Source organism: Massilia litorea, from assembly GCF_015101885.1.
Taxonomy (GTDB): domain Bacteria; phylum Pseudomonadota; class Gammaproteobacteria; order Burkholderiales; family Burkholderiaceae_D; genus Telluria; species Telluria litorea.
Genome location: NZ_CP062941.1, coordinates 715,114 through 731,534, shown reverse-complemented (window position 1 = coordinate 731,534; position 16,421 = coordinate 715,114). Strand labels below are relative to the sequence as shown.

Here is a 16,421-nt window from a genome sequence, read left to right as displayed (position 1 = left end):
CGTAGCCCGGCTTACCTGAATTCGTCCCGTACTTCTTCCACGGAAGCAGGAGGCGTCGCAGGCGCCGATGCCTCCGCCAGCCCATGCTCGCGCAGCAGGCAATCGCACAACTTCGTCACATCATGCCGTCCGTCCGCCAGCACCGACGCCGCCGCCGCCCTGGCCAGCGCCGCCTTGGCGATGTGATACCCGAGCGCCCGGTAACTCTCGAACTGCGCCTCGTCGAACCACTGGTCCGCCGTGCTCTGGTGCGGGTAGGCGGGATTCGCCTTGCGGTAGTTGAGCACGTCCGCGTTTTCGAGGCCGACGATGGCCGGCTTGATGTACAGGAAGGTGCCGTCCAGACCATCCGGATCCACATGGCTGTAGCGGATCGCGCCGACCGCGCAGCTGGCGCCGCACAGGCCCGTGCTTTTCACGATGTCCATCTTCGTCACGTCGACCTCGATATTCACGTGCAGGTCGGTGGCGCATTTGCGGATCGCATTACCCAGGTCTTCGAAGGCCATGGTCTTGTCGCTGGCGACGTCGACCGCGACGATCAGGCGACAGCGGCGGCGCACCAGCTCATAAATGCCGAGGTTCTCGAAATGGCCACCGTCCGACAGGTAGACGTAGTTGGCGTCGGCATTCGTCATGCCGAACAGTTCGGCAATCAGGCTGAACAGGCCGATGCGGGGCGAGGAGCGGGTCCAGCTCGATTTGAGCGGGTTCGGGCACCAGCGCCCGAGGCGCACGTTAAACATCGTCATCAGGAAGTTCAGCGGCGGCGACGAGTGGGTGCCCATGTTGGGGCTGGCCGCGGCGCCCGACAGGGCCACCGCCATGCCGAGCCGCACGGTGGCGTCGTCGTCGCCGGCGCCGGACCCGGACGCGTATTCGCGCGTGGGGCGGTAGACGCCGCGCTGGGCGTCGTGCGTACCACCGCTCACGCTTTGCGCCGGCATGCGCGGCATCTCGAAGCCGCAAAAGCGCGGGGTAAAGGCGAACGATGCCGCCTTTCTCGTCTGCCAGGCCAGCTCTTCGCCGCTGACCAGGTTCAGGGCCGTGTTGACGATATGGTAGGGGCGCTGGTTTTCCATCTCGGCCAGCTGCGGGTCGTCGGTGGGATCGAAGCCGGTGAAGGGGTGGGGTGTGCGGTGCGCGCTGCTGGCGCCGAAATAGGCGCGCACCAGGCGGTTCCGGTACAGCATATACAGCGAAAACTTGTTGATGTCGACGCGCCAGCCGAGCAGCAGGGCCGCGCCCAGGAAACAGCAGAAGGCGACCGCCAGCGTGCTGCCGCTGGTGGCCAGGGTGGCGTTGGCGTGGGCGGCATAGATGCAGGGCAGCGAGACCGGAGCAGGGCAGCCCACGTGCGGCAGGGCGACCACGGCCTGCACCAGGCTCGACAACATGGCGAAGATACCGACGGTGAAAAAATACGGCGCCAGCCGTGCGGCGAATTCGCGCTTGGCGCAGTTGCCTCCGGCCGGACCGGTGGCGCTGCCGCTGCCGGCCTTCAGGCCGACCACGGTCATGACCAGCCAGCCGATCGCGGTGCCGGCATTAGCGATCGGATCGTAGGTCAGCCAGGCCCAGTGCAGCAGGGGCGCGAAGAAGAAGGCGACGCCGAAGGTGATCAGCCAGGCCAGCGAGAAGATCGAGGACCAGGCGCCTTGCCGGCTCCACCATTCGCGGCTGGCGTCGCTGTACAGGGAGCCGATCAGGCCGATCATCAGGGTCATCGTCACCGAGAACAGCGTCATCATCAGCGGCATGCCGAAGGTGCTCAGGGCGATGGCATTGTTCAGGACCGGATGTTCCTGGGGATTGGGCAGCAGCGCCAGGCCCGCCAGCAGCAGCAGCGTGCCGGCGGCGAGCGCCCCGATCGCGCAGACGAAGTGACTCAGGCCCTCGATCAGCTCGGCGCGCGAGAGATCGCGGACCGGGCGGTGCAGGCGCAGCCGCTGTTCCAGCGCCAGTGCCGCGCCGATGACGACCATCAGCACGCACAGCGCCGGGCAGATGCGCCAGGCCAGCAGTTGCGCGACCTCGAGGCTCAAGAGGTGCGCCACCGCGCCCGGCGCGAATGCGAGCGCCGCCGACAGCGACATGCTGGCGACCAGGGCCGCGCCCGCGCCGCACAGCACATAGCCGGCGCGGCGATAGGAGCTGGTGCGGTCGTGCGCCAGGTACCAGCCGCTGGCCCAGACGATGAAGTACACGAGGCCGGGCACCAGCAGCCAACAGGCGCCCCAGCCCCTGAAACGCGAGGGCAGGCCCACTTCCCACAGCGCCGGCACGGCGCCGCCGTGGCGCCACAGGCCGATGCTGACCAGGAAGCCGGCCGCCAGCAGCGGCAAATTAATGCAGCGCAGGACCGCCCCCTGCTGCAGCGGAAAGCGGCGCAGGCCGGTTGAACTTTCCGGCTTGCTCGAGATGGAGAGCGCGATGCAGAACACGGCAAACAGGAACAGCAGCATGCCGATCAGCCAGATCGCGTCCGACCAGGCGGCCCAGGGACCGCCCGGCTTGACGACGCGGTGCACGCCCCAGACCGCGAAGCGCGGCAGGATGAGCAAGGCGCACAGCCAGGCGACCAGCATGGCGAGGTTCAGGAAGGTATTGCGCACATAGGTGCCGATCAGGGTCCAGGTGTCGGCGCTGAAGGTACCGCTCCTGGGAGACAGGTAGTTGCTGTACTGGCGCAGGAACTGGATCTCGACCGGTTCGCTTGCGACCGCCTGGCCGGCCGCGCCGGGCGTCAACAGGGCCTCCACGGCCTTGACGTCGCCGCGCCGCTCGCGGATGCATTTCGAGAGCCAGCCGCCGATGAAGCCGCCGCCCGAGACCGTGGACAGATAGTCGATGTCGCGCAGCAGGCGCAGCTCGGCCAGCGCCTGCAGGGCGCCGAGGTTGAAGGTGGCGCTGCGCACGCCGCCGCCCGACAGCGCCAGCCCGGCCAGCTGCGCCCCGTGCGCCTGGCTGAGGAGGTCGCAGGTAGCGGCCGGCTGCACGTCTTCGGGGCCGCCGCTGGCCCCCTCCGGACCCGGGCGCAGGAGACCGAGTTCATTCTGGAACACTTCGCTGAAGACGCTGCCGCTGCAGGCGTTCAGGCGGCGCCAGGTCGCCTCGTCGAGCGGACCGCCGCCGGGCAAACCCTGCTGGCGCCGGAAGGCGGCGATCGCGCCGTCCAGCTCTGCAAGATGATGGGCGCTGGGCGGCACCGGGCAGCCGGCGCTGTCGAGTTTACGCCGCAGGTCGGCGACCTGCTCGGCCGTGAGGAGGGAAAAATCGATGGTGGGCATTGCCGGTCTCCAACTTGGGAACGCGGCGGCCGGATGGCCCCGGCCGCACTGTCAAGTTCAGCACGGCGGGGGCGGGTGTGATGCCCGTCAAATCAAGACATGGGCTCGGCAGGAAGCTTTTCCTGCCCGGGAATTACGCTTTGTCGGATTTCGTCCGGGAAGGTTTCTGCGAGGAAGTGCCGGGCGTGCCGCCGGTGTCGCCACCAGTGCTTGCACGGGCGGCGGGATCCGGCACAGCAAGGTTTGCCTTGTCTCCCTTCTCGCCGGAGGACTTGGCGGCGGCCGGCTTGTCGGACGGCCCGCCGTCCGCCGGCATGGCGCTGGCCACGGCCTGGCGGAACTGGTCTTGCAGCAGGTTCCACCATGCGACGGCGGCGGGCATCATCGCGTCCGCTGACGCCGGTCCTGCCGCGGCGCCGGGACCTGCCTGCGCGCCTGCCTGTACCCCTGGTGCGGGCGGGGTGCCGGCCTGCTGGTTGCCGGCCGCATTGAAGAAGGCGGCAAACGGCGGCAGCGAGGCGGTCTGATCGCCTTTCTGGCCCATCGCCTGCGCCATGCTCTCGCTCATCGACTTCAGGGTGGCGAGCGTGCCGCGCTGCACCTCCAGGGCCTGGATCGAGGTGCGCAGCATCGACAGGTTCAAATTGAGCCAGCTTTCCACGGCTTTCAAATCGGTGATGCGCTTGTCGAGATCGTCGGTGGAGAGGGCGGGGGCGCCGAGGCCGGAGGCGCCGGGCGCCGGCATGCCGGGCACGCCCATGCCGCCCCACAGGTTTTTCACGAACTCGAGCGTATCGGTCATGCCGGGAACATTCTGCGAGGGAGGTTTCAGCATATTGGTCTCCATTGATTGTCGTCTTAGCGTAGCAGATAACTAACATGCATCCAAGCGGAGAGACGAACTGTCGAGCGGCAAGCGTGCACGTGGGCGAGTACACTAGGCGCCATGGGTATTGTCGCCACCATTTTCCGACAGCGCCGTGCCGTGCTGGTCGGCCTGCTGATCGTCCTCCTGCACGCCGCGCTGTTTTCGTTTATTTCGGGAACGGTGGCGCTGCCGCGCCTGCCTGCCGCGTCGAGCATGGAATTCGTGCAGGCCCAGGTGCTGCCCACGCCCCCGGCGCCGCCGCCTGCGCCGCTTGCGCCGCCCTTGCCGAAACCGCTGCCGCCGCCGCCCTTGCCGGAACTGGCCCAGGACAGCGCGCCGGTACTCAACGAGGATGCCGTCGGGCCGCCCGTCGAGCCGGGCAACGGCGGTACGGGCGAGGCGCCCGTGGACAGCGCGGCGCCGGCCATCGCCGCGGCCGCGCCGCCGCCTGCATCTCCACCCGCCGAAGCGCCCGCGCCGCCGGTCCCGCTGGTACCTGAAATGCGCCGCTACAAGGTCGACGTGCCGCCGCCGGCCACCATCACGATGGACGTTGCACGCGTCGACGCCGACGGCACCCGCTGGAACGGCGAAGCGCAGCTGCTCTGGACTATCCGTGACGATACATACCACATCGAATTCGAGGCCGGCATCCGCATCGTCTTTACGCGTGTGAACCTGGCGGTGCTGACCAGCGAGGGCGCGCTCGGGGCCACCGGTTTCATGCCCGTGAAAATGACGGAGAAGCGGCGTGGTCGCGCGCTCACTGCAACCCACTTCGACTGGTCGCACGACAAGATCAGCTTCTCGTCCTCGCAAAAGACGATTGCCCTGGCCGCCGGCGCCCAGGACAAGGCCAGCGTGCCGCTGCAACTGGCGGCGATCGCGCGCGGCGACCCGGCGCAGCTCGCCGGCGAGATCGACATCCAGGTGGGAGAGGACCGCGACGCCGTCATGTTCCGCTTCGTCGTGGTCGGACAGGAGGAGATCGATACGAAGCTCGGCAAGCTGCAGACCGTGCACCTGTCGCGCCCGCCGAAAGAGGGGTCCTACCGCTCGCGCCTGGACGTCTGGCTGGCCCCGGGCAAGGGCTGGTATCCGGTGCAGATTCGCAACACGGAAGCCAACGGTGCAGTAACCACGCAAACCGTGAATAATATAGCCCTTACCGATACAGGAAAATGATAATGCGAAGCAATCTTCTGAAGGGCGGGGCAGTGGCGGCCCTGCTGGCCCTGGGCCTGGGCGTGCAGGCCGCGGCACCGGTAAAACGTGCGGTCGAACTGCCGCCGCCGGCCGACATCGCCTATGAACTGAACGCCCAGCAGCGCGGCTTCGGCCTGAAGGGAGAAGCGCTGATCGCCTGGCGCGGCGGCGACGGCAAATACAACGTGAATGTGGAAGCGCGCGTGCCCCTGATCGGCAAGCTGACCGAATACCGCAGCCACGGCGTGATCGACAACTTCGGCCTGGCGCCCGACGAATTCTATGAAAAGCGCTACCGCAAGGATCCGACGACCACCGTGTTCGACCGCGACAGCAACACGATCACGTTCACCGACGCGAAGGAACCGTATGTCATGAAGGGCGGCGAGCAGGACCGCGCCTCGGTTACCTGGCAACTGGCCTCGGTGGCGCGCGCCGCGGGAGAAGCGAAGTTCAAGCCGGGCAGCGAATGGAGTTTCATCGTCGCCGGCCGGCGCGACGCCGAGCCCTGGACCTTCAAAGTCATGAAACGCGAAAAGATCCAGACCGGCATGGGCGAACTCGATACTTTATTGGTAACGCGCCAGCCGCGCGGCGAGGGCAAGACCGAAGGCGTCGATATCTGGCTGGCACCGGGGCAGGAGTGGTATCCCGTGAAAATCCGTTTCCGCGACGACGACCGTGAAGCGATCGAGCAGACGGTCACCAAAATCACAAAAAAATAGGTAACACGGGCGGTGCGCGGCGCTTCGAACGCCGCGCACCGTAGGGGGCATTGCGGCCAATGGCCGCAATGCCGGTTTCCCCGGGCTCTTGAGTAACGTAGGGTGGGCTCTCCGAGCCCACGCGGTGATACGTGCTGCCCGCCCCTCGAAACCGCACCGCCACCGTTTTGCAAGCACCACCCGTCAACTGTGTCATTCCCGCCAACCCCACCCGATCCCCTCCTAGTTGCCGGTTCTTAACTGTTATACTTGGCGCCCTCGCGGAAAAGCAGAGCTATCACAGGCCACCTGACATTCCGCGCTCGCAAACTGGTAATCCCCTATGATCGACATACAGGCAGGCGCGGCCCTCGCCGCGGAACCCCATGGCGTAGTACCCGACGAGCTCGACCCGCTCGCCGCGCATTTTCAAAATGGCATCGCCCCGGACGAAATCGAGCAGGTCTTCCATTTAAAACGTGCGCAGCCCATGCTGTCCGCGTTCACGGCGCTGTTCCACGGCAGCCAGGACGGCGTGCTGGTGCGCCTGCTGGTGCTGCGCGAACTGGCGGCCGACACCGGCAGCTCGGCGTTTTCGCGCGCGGACATCAACACCAAACTCGCTTACCTGATCCCGGAAAGCCTGGAGACGGTGCTGAACCGCCTGCGCACCCACGGCCTGCTGGCCTGGGATGCGCCGAGCGCCGTCTACCGCATCACGCCGCTGGCAAGGAATGTGCTGTCGGCGCTGGACACCCTGATCGCGCTGGCGAAACCTGAAGAGGACGACGCCGAGATGGGCTTCCTGCTGTCGCAGGTGGCGGGCGCCCAGGCGGTCGGCGGCGTCACGGTCGAACAATTGCGGCATTTGCTGGGCCGCCTGATCGAATTGACGGAAGAATTCCGCGACGCGATCGCCTCCGGCTCCGAATTCAAGCTGCGCAACTCGCAGGCGAAGTGGCACATGGCCTGCGACTGGGTCGAGAAGGGCTCCGTCATCCTGCGCGCGATCACCTCCGACGAACGCGCCGATGCGGCCACCCACAAGGCGGCGCAGGCGATCGGCAGGGCACAAAGCGCACTCTTGAACATGCAAGGCATGTTCTCGCGCGCCCTGAACCAGATCGAACGCCAGCGCGTGCACCTCGGTCAGTCCGGCCTGTCGACCACCGACGTCAAGCGCTGGCTGCTGGCCCACGACGATCTCGCCAGTCTCGCCGAAGGCGCGATCGACCGTCCGGTGGTGCCGCTGTTCGGTACGCCGGCCGAGATGATCGACGTGGCCGAAACCGAACTCCTGCTCGAACGCGCCATCGTGGTTGGACCGAAGGGCCTGCCGTCGGGCGAAGACGCGCCCCTGACCGTCAACGACAACCCGGCGATGCAGGCCGAACTGAACGACTGGATCAACAAGCTGGCCGACTTCGCCAACCTCGGCAACTTCCCGGAATTCTCGGAGACGGGGCCGAAGAAGGTGCAGCTGCACGAATCCCTGCTGCCGGCCGGCTTCGCGGTCGCTTCCTACCGCGCGTCCCTGCTGCCGCTGCTGGGCGACGCCGCCGAAGCCAGCCTGCAGGGCGCGACCGCAGAACTGGCGCGCCTGCCGATCCGCTTCGAACCCACCGACGAAATGGTCCAGCTGGACGATCCGGAAGTGGCGGCCATGTCGTTTGCAACCCTTTCATTAAACCTGGATTTAGAGCTGGGCCCCGAACATGAATGACGATGCACAAATCCTGATCGCGCGCCTGCTGACGCACCAGACGCTGCGCCGCGACGACAAGATGGTCAAGCGCGCGCTGTCGGACGAGCAGTTCCGCATCGAAGTCGACAAGCGCCTGCTGGAATGCGGCCTGAAACTGCTGGACAACGTGTATGCCGACCACGTGACGATCGCATTGCACCGCAATGTCGAGCCGAAGATCTTCGGCGCCAAGGACATCTGGCAGAACAATAATTTTGGCCTCACGCGCGACGGCGTGGCCTTGCTGGTGGTGCTGTGGGCACAGATCATCCTGCCCAAGCGCGAGCGCCAGGAAACCCACGTCACCGTCGCCGACGACCAGAACGACCTGTTCGACAAGGACAACCCGATCCCGCGCGCCGAAGACACCTCGATCGGCATCTCCTACACGGCGCTCTTGTCCGACTTCGGCGACAAGCTGGGCAAGAAGACGCGCATGGACATGAACCTGGGCCAGCTCTCCAAGCTCGGCTTCATCGAGCGGCGCGGCGACGTGATCCTGGAGGGACCCTTGCTCGACCTGATGATGGACACCGACGTGCTCAAGGAGCGCATCATCAACGGCGCCCTGTCCGACGTGTTCAAGCGCGCGCCGCTGACCGCCGCGCCGCGCAAGGTCGACGCCGCCAACGACGCCGATTCGCTCGAGTCAACCGAACCATCGAATTGAGACAGCATGTTCCACATTAAATCACTCGAACTGGTCCACTGGGATTACTGGCAGCGGATCAAGAATATCCCGCTCGACGCCAAGATCATCACCATCGCCGGCCAGAACGGCTCCGGCAAGACGACCCTGCTCGACGCGCTGCGCACGCTCTTCGGCCTCGATTGCTCGATGGGCCGCACCTATAAGCACTATGCGCGCCACTCCGGCCAGCAGAGCGCCTGGATCCGCGCCGTGGTCGACAACAAGCCGGTCGGGCGCCAGCTGTCGAACCGGCCGTTCCGCCATTCCGGCTTTTTCGCCGACGACGAAGTCACGCTCTTCTGCCAGGTGCAGAAGAACGGCGGCGACTGGAAGCGCCAGTACCTGATGCGCCCGGGGAACGTCAACATCGAGGAAGTCACCGAAGCGACCGACTGGCTCGGCGTCGAGAACTACCGGAAACGCCTGGCATCGGCCGGCCTGTCGCCGGCGATGTCGAAGGTGCTGGCCCTGGAGCAGGGCGAGACCGATAAATTGTGCGAATACGCGCCGCGCCAGCTGCTGGACCTGGTGTTCCAGGTCTTCGGCGACAAGGAAGTGCTGGACGCCTACGACGAAGCCAAGCGCCACCAGCGCGACACCGAGACGGAACTCAAACGCTTCGAGGCCGAACTGGAAACCTCGCGCATCAACCTCGAGGGCCTGCGCCTGCGCGTGGCGAACTACCATCAATGGGAAGACCTGCACAAGGAACGGCGCGACCTGAAGGAAGAAGTGCTGCCGAGCCTCGAGTACCACGAGGCGCGCGAAAAGGCGGCGAACATCAGCCGCACCCTGCACGAACAGCGCAAGCCGATGGCGCAGGTCGACAGCGTGCTGGCCGAGAAACGCCAGGCCCTGGCCGCCCAGCAGCGCGCGCTGACCGAAGCCCAGCAGCAGGAAACCCTGCTGGAGCAAGAAGGCACCGTCCTCGCCAGCCGCCTTACCCAGATCAACAGCCGCATCAAACCGCTGGAAAACCTGATCGAGCAGAAGGAACGCCTGCAGAAGCTGGCGGCGGAAGCCGGCGCCGACATGGCGCAAGTCGCTTCCCAGCTCGAAGAAAAGGAAGCGGAGCTGGCGCGCCAGAAAGCCGCGCGCGAAGCGCTGGGCGCGAAGATCGCCGCCGAAATGGCGACCATCTCCGCACTGCAGGGCAAGAGCGCGATGCCGGAACCGGAAGCCCAGCGCCTGATGCGCCGCGCCCTGCGCGACGAAGGCATCCCGCACGCCATGCTGTCCGATATCGTCGAAGTGACGGATCCGAAATGGCAGGGGGCAGTGGAGGGTGTGCTCGGCGGTTACGCCTCGGTCGTGCTGCTCGAACGCGCCAAGGATGCGCCGGCGGCGTATCGCCTGGCGGAGAAGGAGCGCTATCGCCACTTCATCGTCCCCGACTGCGTCGAGGCGCCGAAGATGAAGGACGACAGCCTGCTGTCGGTGGTGAATTTCTCGGCACCGGCACCGGGCTGGCTGATCGACCAGCTGGCGCGCATCGACCGCGTCGACTCGGTCGATGCCGGCTTCAAGTCGGGCACCGAAGAGTGGATCACGCCGGACGCCTACCACCGCGAACGCCGCGGCGGGCGCTCGTTATTTGTTGAGCCCTCGCGCTACCGTTTCGGCGCCGCGGGTAAAACCCAGCGCCTGGAGGCGATCCAGAAATCCCTGCCGGCGCTCGAAGCGAAGGAAGACGCGCTGACGCTCACGATCAGTAAACTCGCCGCCGAAGTCGGCGCCCTGAAAGCCCGTATCGCGGGTGTCGACGCGGCCAAGGAACTGGCGGCGCGCCAGGCCGAGTTCGAGGAAGCGGCGCGCAGCATGACCCCATTGCGTGCGGAACGCCTGGAAGTGGGCGCGCGCCTGGGCGAACTGCAGACGCTGACGAAAAACGCGACGGTCGCGCGCACCCGTGCCGACACCGTCTGGCAGAACGCGCGCATGGCGCTGTCGGAAGCGGAAGCGGGCTTGCGCCTGAACAGCCGCCGCCAGATCGAGCAGAGAAGCGAACACGCGCAGGCATTGCTGGCGCTGCGCCGCGGCTGGAAGAATATTCCTGCGGCGTGGAAGCGTCCGGCGCGGCGCGCGGCCCTGGTGGCCCAGCACCAGAACGCGCACCAGGTCAACCTGCGCATCTCCTCGCTCGAACACGCGCTGGCGCGCGACGACTGGGAACTCGATGCCACCGTGATCGACCAGTACGCGCGCCTGAACGACCAGCTGTCGGGGCGCCAGGTCGAGACCGAAGAGCGCCGCTACCAGAACAACCGTGCGATCGAGGCGACGGGGAATGCGCGCGGCGCCTACATCGAGCGCCTGCGCTACACGATCAAGACCTATTCGAAGAACATCAAGGACCTGGGCGGACTGGCCGGCATCGACGTGCAGGCCGACCCGGTGCGCCTCGAGAACGACGACGTGCAACTGGCGCAAGCCGGCCTGCATGTGCGGTTCAAGTTCGACGGCAAGGACCAGATCGGCATGAACGACGGCGAAGCCTCGGGCGGCCAGCAGGTGATGAAGTCGCTGGTCTTGCTGATTGGTTTGCTGAAATCGGAAGAGGGCTCGGGCGGCTTCGTCTTCATCGACGAACCGTTCGCGCACCTGGATATCCGGAATATCCAGCTGGTCGGCGAGTTCCTGAAAAACACCGACGCCCAGTACCTGATGACGACGCCGCTGACGCACAATACCGACGTCTACGATCCTTCGGAACTGACGCTCATCACGAGCAAGAAGAAGAAGGACACGCAGTGGGCGCAGCCGATTTTCGTGCTGCAGAGAAGGAAAGAAGAGGCGAAAGCCGCATAAGAGAAGGGCCCGCCGGGCCTCTTTTTTTTTGACCCTACTATTCGAAAAGCTGATTGCGCGAATCAGACTCCGCCGAGTATGCAGCACCCGGGAACTTGGGCACACTAGGAGCAAACCAGAACCATACAACAGGAGACAAGACATGAAACATGCAATGTCCAGGATCGTCATCGCAGCGGCCGCACTCGGCGTCGGCTTGCTGGCGCAGGCGGCGGAGAACACCATCAAGGTCGGCCTGGTCGCGCCCTTTTCCGGACCGTTTGCCGACTACGGCAAGCAGATGGAAGGCGGTATCAAAGCCTATATTGCGCAACATGGCAGTACCGTCGCGGGCAAGAAAATCGAGATCCTGGTCCGGGACACGACGGGCCCCGCGCCCGAAATCGCGAAGCGCCTGGCCCAGGAGCTTGTCACGCGCGACAAGGTCGATTTCCTGGCAGGCTTCGGCCTGACGCCCGAAGCGCTGGCCGTCGCGCCGCTTGCCGAGCAGGCGAAGAAGCCGATGATCGTCATGAATGCGGCCAGTTCCATCGTGACGACCAAGTCGAACTACATCGCACGCGTATCGATGACGCTGCCGCAGAGCTCTGCGCCGATGGCGACCTGGGCGCTCAAGAACAAGATCCGCAAGGTGGTCACCCTGGTCGCCGATTACGCGCCCGGCATCGATGCCGAAACGGCCTTCAAGGAGACCCTCACCGCAGGGGGAGGGACAGTGCCCGAGACGATCCGCGTACCGCTGAAAAATCCGGACTTTGCGCCCTACATCCAGCGCATCAAGGACGCGAAGCCGGACGCGGTATTCGTGTTCGTGCCGCCGGGCGAGCACACGATCGCCTTCATGAAGGGCTACCGCGAGCGCGGGCTGGCCGAAGCAGGCATCAAGGTGATCGGCACCGGCGACCTGACGGACGACCATATGCTGCCGGCGATGGGCGACGCCACGCTGGGCGTGATCACCACCTTCCACTACTCGGCGGCGCACAAGTCGCCCGAGAACGCCGCCTTCCTTAAAAGTTTTGCGAGCGCCAACCCGGGCGCGGGCCGGCCCAATTTCATGGCCGTCGGCGGCTACGACGGCATGGCGGCGATCTACGAGGTGACGCGCCAGCTCAAGGGCAACATCGACGGCGACAAGGCCATGGCAGTGCTGAAGGGCCTGAAGCTGAACAGCCCGCGCGGGCCGATCATGCTCGATCCCGCCACGCGCGACGTGGTGCAGACGGAATACGTGCGCCGGGTCGAAAAGGTGAACGGCGAGCTGTTCAACGTCGAATTCGACCAGTTCCCGAACCAGAAGGACCCGGGGAAAAAATAGTGCTAGTGGCCGGCGGCGTCGCCGCTGGCAAACAGCGCGGCCACCATCTGGCGCAGCCAGCGATTCGAGACGTCGGCATGATAGCGCTCATGCCAGTGCTGCTTGACCTGGTAAGCGGGCAGCTCCACCGGGACCGGCAGGAAGCGGACCGCTTCACTGCCGGCCATCGCGCTGGCATAGCGCTCGGGGACGATGGCCAGCAGCTCGGTCTGCGCCACGATGGAGGCAACGCCCAGGAAGCTGGGCAGGTTCAGCACCACGCTGCGCTCGATCTCCTCGCGCGCCAGGATCTTGTCGACGATTGCGTGGCCGGTGCCCGAGGTCCGTACGCGCACATGTCCCTCCTGCCCGAGCTGCTCCACCGTCAGCGCGGCGCCCACGCGCGGGTGCGTTTTCGCCACCAGGCAGACGAAGTGCTGGTCGAACAGTTTTTGCTGGTAGAAGCCGGCCTCCAGGTGCGGCATGAAGCCGACGGCCAGGTCGACCGTGCCGTCCGCAAGTTCGGCCGGTGTGTCGGGCGAAATCCGCGATATCTCGAGATGAATGCCCGGGGCGATACCGCGCAGGTGGTTGAGGATGCGCGGCAGGAGCACGATCTCGCTGATATCGGTCATGCAGATCCGGAAGCGGCGCGTGCTGGCGGCGGGATCGAACAGCGGCTGGTCGGCCAGCGCATGCTGCAGGGCCAGGATCGCGCGGCGCACGTCCCCGACCGCGTTCTGCGCGCGTGGCGTCGGCACCATGCCTTTGGCGGTACGGCTGAACAGCTGGTCGTTGAAATGCCCGCGCAGCTTGGCCAGGGCGAGGCTGACGCTCGACTGCGGCAGGCCGAGGTTGTGGGCAGCCCGGGTCACGTTCCCGGTTTTGAAGATCTCGTCGAACACCAGCAGCAGTTCCAGGTCGAATCGCTTCATCGCGTGCCAGTATTTAAAATTCCGATTATAGCAATCAAGAACCATCGGTTTTCAACATACTGCTTTTCCGTCACAGTGTTGACTACAACATCAGGCAGCAGCTTTCAGGAGACCAGCCATGCAATTCCATCTCGACGGATTTCGGCCCGGTGACCCACAGCGTCACCCCGCTTCACCCCTTGCCCGGCCGCACACGGATGCCGTACCGGCACAGGTCGACGTACTCATCGTCGGTTGCGGCCCGGCCGGCCTGACGCTGGCGGCGCAACTGGCTGCATTTCCGGAAATTCACACGGCGATCGTCGAGCAGAAAGAAGGGCCTCTTGAAAAAGGGCAGGCCGACGGCATCGCTTGCCGCACGATGGAAATGTTCGAGGCCTTCGATTTTGCAGGTCGCGTGCTGCAGGAGTCGTGCTGGATCAATGAGGTGACCTTCTGGAAGCCGGACGCACGGAACCCGCAGGCCATCGTGCGCCATGGCCGCGTCCAGGACACGGAAGACGGCTTGTCCGAGTTCCCCCACGTGGTGCTCAACCAGGCGCGGGTCCACGATCTCTACCTCGAGACGATGCGCAACTCGCCCAGCCGGCTGGAACCCCATTACGCGCGCAAGCTGGCGGGCGTCAGCGTGGACGAGACGCGCGGGGACTATCCGGTGACGGTGACGCTGGAACGGACCGACCCGCAACATGCGGGGCAGCGCGAGACGGTGCGGGCGCGCTATGTCGTGGGCTGCGACGGCGCCCGCAGCGCCACCCGTGCAGCCATCGGCCGCGAACTGGCCGGCGAGGCCGCGCACCAGGCCTGGGGCGTGATGGATGTGCTGGCGGTGACGGATTTCCCCGACGTGCGCTACAAGGTGGCGATCCAGTCCGAAGCAGGCAGTATCCTCATCATTCCGCGCGAGGGCGGTTACCTTACGCGGCTGTACGTCGAGATGGACAAGCTGAGCGAAAACGAACGGGTGGCGCAGCGCCAGATCACGGTCGACCAGCTGATCGATGCGGCGCAGCGCATCTTCCATCCTTATCGGCTCGATGTGAAGGAAGTGGCCTGGTGGTCGGTGTACGAGATCGGCCAGCGCATCTGCGACAAGTACGACGACGTGGCAACAGGAGAGGAGGGCAGCCGGCTGCCGCGCGTCTTCATCGCCGGCGACGCTTGCCACACCCATAGTCCAAAGGCGGGCCAGGGCATGAATTGCTCGATGCAGGATGCCTTCAACCTGGGCTGGAAGCTGGCTGCCGTCCTGCGCGGGCAATGCCCGCCGGCGCTGCTACATAGCTACAATGCCGAGCGCCAGTCGGTGGGCAAGCAGCTGATCGACTTCGACAGCGAATGGGCCAGGATGATCAGCGACAAACCGGCCGACGGCACGGGCGCAGGCCTGGACCCGAAGGCGTTCCAGACCTATTTCGAGCGGCACCTGCGCTACACGGCGGGCGTCGGCACGCAATACGGCGCCTCGCTCCTCTGCGGTGACCTCAGGCACCAGGCGCTGGCCACCGGCTTCGCGGTGGGAACGCGTTTTCACTCGGCCGAGGTGCTGCGCATCAGCGACGCCAGGGTGGTGCAGCTGGGGCATGCAGGCAAGGCAGACGGACGCTGGCGTCTCTACGCCTTCGCCGGCAGGGACGGCGCCCTGGACGACAAGGGCGGCGTGCGCGCCCTGTGCCGCTTTCTCGACGACTCACCCGATTCGCCGGTGCGCAGGTACACGCCTGCAGGCCAGGATCCGGACGCCGTGTTCGACCTGCGCGCCGTGTTCCAGGAAAGCCACGCCGACCTGGAAGTCACTGCGATGCCCGCCTTGCTATGGCCGCAGAAAGGCCCATATCGCCTGCACGATTACGAAAAGGTATTCAGCGCCCGGCTCAAGCAGGGCCCGGACATCTTCGACCTGCGCGGCGTGGACCGCGAGCAGGGCGCCCTGGTGGTGGTGCGCCCCGACCAGTATGTCGCCCTGGTCCTGCCCCTGGATGCGCACGGGGCCCTGGCCGATTTCTTTGCGGGCTTCATGTTGCCCCAGGCCTGAGACAGGGCCCGGCAGCTTGCGTCAGGCCTGTTCGATGGCCTGGCGCAGGCGCCGCCGCCACAGCAGCAAGCCCACCGAATACGCCCCGAAATACCCACCCGTCAGCCCCACGCACAGCATGGTCAGCGGGCTGTCCGTGAACCGCGGCGCCGGTACGCCATTACCCTGCTGGCTTGCATACAGCTCGACCCCGATATACAGCACGCGCGCCACCAGGATCATGGCCATCACGATCCCGAGCCGCATCGGCGGCGTGAAGAAATAGCCGCCTTCGGTGTCTTCGTACACGGTGCGCTTGAGTGCGAACACGCCCCAGAACACGCCCAGCGCAGTACCGGCCACGAGCGCGCCCAGCGCATACGGCCGCGTGATCACTTCCGACAGCGACACCAGGATCATCCCGACGAACACCAGCACGCCCGTGTAATGGCGCGACATGATCGAGCGCTGGCGCGCCATCTGCGTTTTGAGGCGCGAATAGATGCGCCAGACGAGGATCGGCGTCAGCAGGAGCAGGGCGAGCGTGGTGATGGTCATCGGTCAGGCGTACTGGTTGAGTCGAAGGGGGCATTGTAACCGGGCGTCAGGCGCGCACGCACCATGGTAAGGTGACAACACCGTTTTCAGGAGACCAGACCCATGTTCGCATCCACTCCCATCCCGGTGCGCGCGCACCGCGCGCCCGATCCCGTGCCGGCCGACGAGCCGGCGCCGGAACCCTTCGATGCGCCGCACCCGCATCACGTGCCGGTGCATACGCCGGCCAACGAAGACCCGGTGCCGGATCCAAAACCGAGCCTGCATTAAAACAAAAGAGGTCCCCGCGGGGACCTCTTCGTTCTT

12 protein-coding genes are annotated in these 16,421 nt (G+C 65.8%); 8 read left to right on the top strand and 4 right to left on the bottom strand.

Annotated features, from left to right (window positions below; translation table 11 throughout):
* Positions 1-11 precede the first annotated feature (11 nt).
* Both LPB04_RS03225 and LPB04_RS03220 read right to left on the bottom strand, forming a co-directional pair.
* Positions 12-3,290 carry a patatin-like phospholipase family protein gene (locus LPB04_RS03225; RefSeq protein WP_193687352.1) on the bottom strand — a complete coding sequence of 1,093 codons (3,279 nt, stop codon included), beginning with the start codon at positions 3,288-3,290 and terminating at the stop codon, positions 12-14.
* A 133-nt stretch (positions 3,291-3,423) separates the two neighbouring features.
* Entirely contained in the window at positions 3,424-4,125 is a 702-nt protein-coding gene (locus LPB04_RS03220; protein ID WP_193687351.1) for a PhaM family polyhydroxyalkanoate granule multifunctional regulatory protein, read from the bottom strand.
* 111 nt (positions 4,126-4,236) lie between these two features.
* Here LPB04_RS03220 and LPB04_RS03215 point away from each other — a divergent pair, with 111 nt between their 5' ends.
* The 6 genes from LPB04_RS03215 to LPB04_RS03190 all read left to right on the top strand — a co-directional run bounded on the left by LPB04_RS03215 (position 4,237) and on the right by LPB04_RS03190 (position 12,629).
* Positions 4,237-5,343 carry a DUF3108 domain-containing protein gene (locus tag LPB04_RS03215; protein WP_193687350.1) on the top strand — a complete coding sequence of 369 codons (1,107 nt, stop codon included), beginning with the start codon at positions 4,237-4,239 and terminating at the stop codon, positions 5,341-5,343.
* 2 nt (positions 5,344-5,345) lie between these two features.
* Positions 5,346-6,089, top strand: a complete 744-nt coding sequence (locus LPB04_RS03210; protein ID WP_227496601.1) for a DUF3108 domain-containing protein — start codon at positions 5,346-5,348, stop codon at positions 6,087-6,089.
* 322 nt (positions 6,090-6,411) lie between these two features.
* Positions 6,412-7,791 (top strand): hypothetical protein, encoded by a 1,380-nt coding sequence (locus LPB04_RS03205; protein ID WP_193687349.1) that lies wholly within the window; start codon positions 6,412-6,414, stop codon positions 7,789-7,791.
* On the top strand, positions 7,784-8,482 hold the full coding sequence (locus LPB04_RS03200) for a hypothetical protein (protein WP_193687348.1): 699 nt from the start codon (positions 7,784-7,786) through the stop codon (positions 8,480-8,482). The genes LPB04_RS03205 and LPB04_RS03200 overlap by 8 nt, the downstream gene beginning before the upstream one ends.
* Positions 8,483-8,488: 6 nt before the next feature.
* A complete protein-coding gene (locus LPB04_RS03195) occupies positions 8,489-11,311 on the top strand; it encodes an ATP-binding protein (protein WP_193687347.1) in 2,823 nt (940 codons plus the stop codon).
* A 142-nt stretch (positions 11,312-11,453) separates the two neighbouring features.
* On the top strand, positions 11,454-12,629 hold the full coding sequence (locus LPB04_RS03190) for an ABC transporter substrate-binding protein (RefSeq protein WP_193687346.1): 1,176 nt from the start codon (positions 11,454-11,456) through the stop codon (positions 12,627-12,629).
* A gap of 2 nt (positions 12,630-12,631) precedes the next feature.
* Here LPB04_RS03190 and LPB04_RS03185 read toward each other — a convergent pair whose 3' ends face one another.
* Positions 12,632-13,543 (bottom strand): LysR family transcriptional regulator, encoded by a 912-nt coding sequence (locus tag LPB04_RS03185; protein ID WP_193687345.1) that lies wholly within the window; start codon positions 13,541-13,543, stop codon positions 12,632-12,634.
* 118 nt (positions 13,544-13,661) lie between these two features.
* On the opposite strand from LPB04_RS03185, the gene LPB04_RS03180 reads away from it, so the two are divergent.
* Positions 13,662-15,578 (top strand): FAD-binding monooxygenase, encoded by a 1,917-nt coding sequence (locus tag LPB04_RS03180; RefSeq protein ID WP_193687344.1) that lies wholly within the window; start codon positions 13,662-13,664, stop codon positions 15,576-15,578.
* Between the two features lie 21 nt (positions 15,579-15,599).
* Here LPB04_RS03180 and LPB04_RS03175 read toward each other — a convergent pair whose 3' ends face one another.
* On the bottom strand, positions 15,600-16,115 hold the full coding sequence (locus LPB04_RS03175; protein WP_193687343.1) for a hypothetical protein: 516 nt from the start codon (positions 16,113-16,115) through the stop codon (positions 15,600-15,602).
* Positions 16,116-16,217: 102 nt separating this feature from the next.
* Here LPB04_RS03175 and LPB04_RS03170 point away from each other — a divergent pair, with 102 nt between their 5' ends.
* Positions 16,218-16,385: a hypothetical protein gene (locus LPB04_RS03170; RefSeq protein ID WP_193687342.1), complete on the top strand. Its 168-nt coding sequence runs from the start codon at positions 16,218-16,220 to the stop codon at positions 16,383-16,385.
* Positions 16,386-16,421 lie beyond the last annotated feature (36 nt).

Excerpts from the sequence above, each read along its gene's own strand:
- LPB04_RS03225 (WP_193687352.1), bottom strand. The coding sequence starts at position 3,290 with ATGCCCACCATCGATTTTTCCCTCCTCACGGCCGAGCAGGTCGCCGAC.
- LPB04_RS03220 (WP_193687351.1), bottom strand. The coding sequence starts at position 4,125 with ATGCTGAAACCTCCCTCGCAGAATGTTCCCGGCATGACCGATACGCTC.
- LPB04_RS03215 (WP_193687350.1), top strand. The coding sequence starts at position 4,237 with ATGGGTATTGTCGCCACCATTTTCCGACAGCGCCGTGCCGTGCTGGTC.
- LPB04_RS03210 (WP_227496601.1), top strand. The coding sequence starts at position 5,346 with ATGCGAAGCAATCTTCTGAAGGGCGGGGCAGTGGCGGCCCTGCTGGCC.
- LPB04_RS03205 (WP_193687349.1), top strand. The coding sequence starts at position 6,412 with ATGATCGACATACAGGCAGGCGCGGCCCTCGCCGCGGAACCCCATGGC.
- LPB04_RS03200 (WP_193687348.1), top strand. The coding sequence starts at position 7,784 with ATGAATGACGATGCACAAATCCTGATCGCGCGCCTGCTGACGCACCAG.
- LPB04_RS03195 (WP_193687347.1), top strand. The coding sequence starts at position 8,489 with ATGTTCCACATTAAATCACTCGAACTGGTCCACTGGGATTACTGGCAG.
- LPB04_RS03190 (WP_193687346.1), top strand. The coding sequence starts at position 11,454 with ATGAAACATGCAATGTCCAGGATCGTCATCGCAGCGGCCGCACTCGGC.
- LPB04_RS03185 (WP_193687345.1), bottom strand. The coding sequence starts at position 13,543 with ATGAAGCGATTCGACCTGGAACTGCTGCTGGTGTTCGACGAGATCTTC.
- LPB04_RS03180 (WP_193687344.1), top strand. The coding sequence starts at position 13,662 with ATGCAATTCCATCTCGACGGATTTCGGCCCGGTGACCCACAGCGTCAC.
- LPB04_RS03175 (WP_193687343.1), bottom strand. The coding sequence starts at position 16,115 with ATGACCATCACCACGCTCGCCCTGCTCCTGCTGACGCCGATCCTCGTC.
- LPB04_RS03170 (WP_193687342.1), top strand. The coding sequence starts at position 16,218 with ATGTTCGCATCCACTCCCATCCCGGTGCGCGCGCACCGCGCGCCCGAT.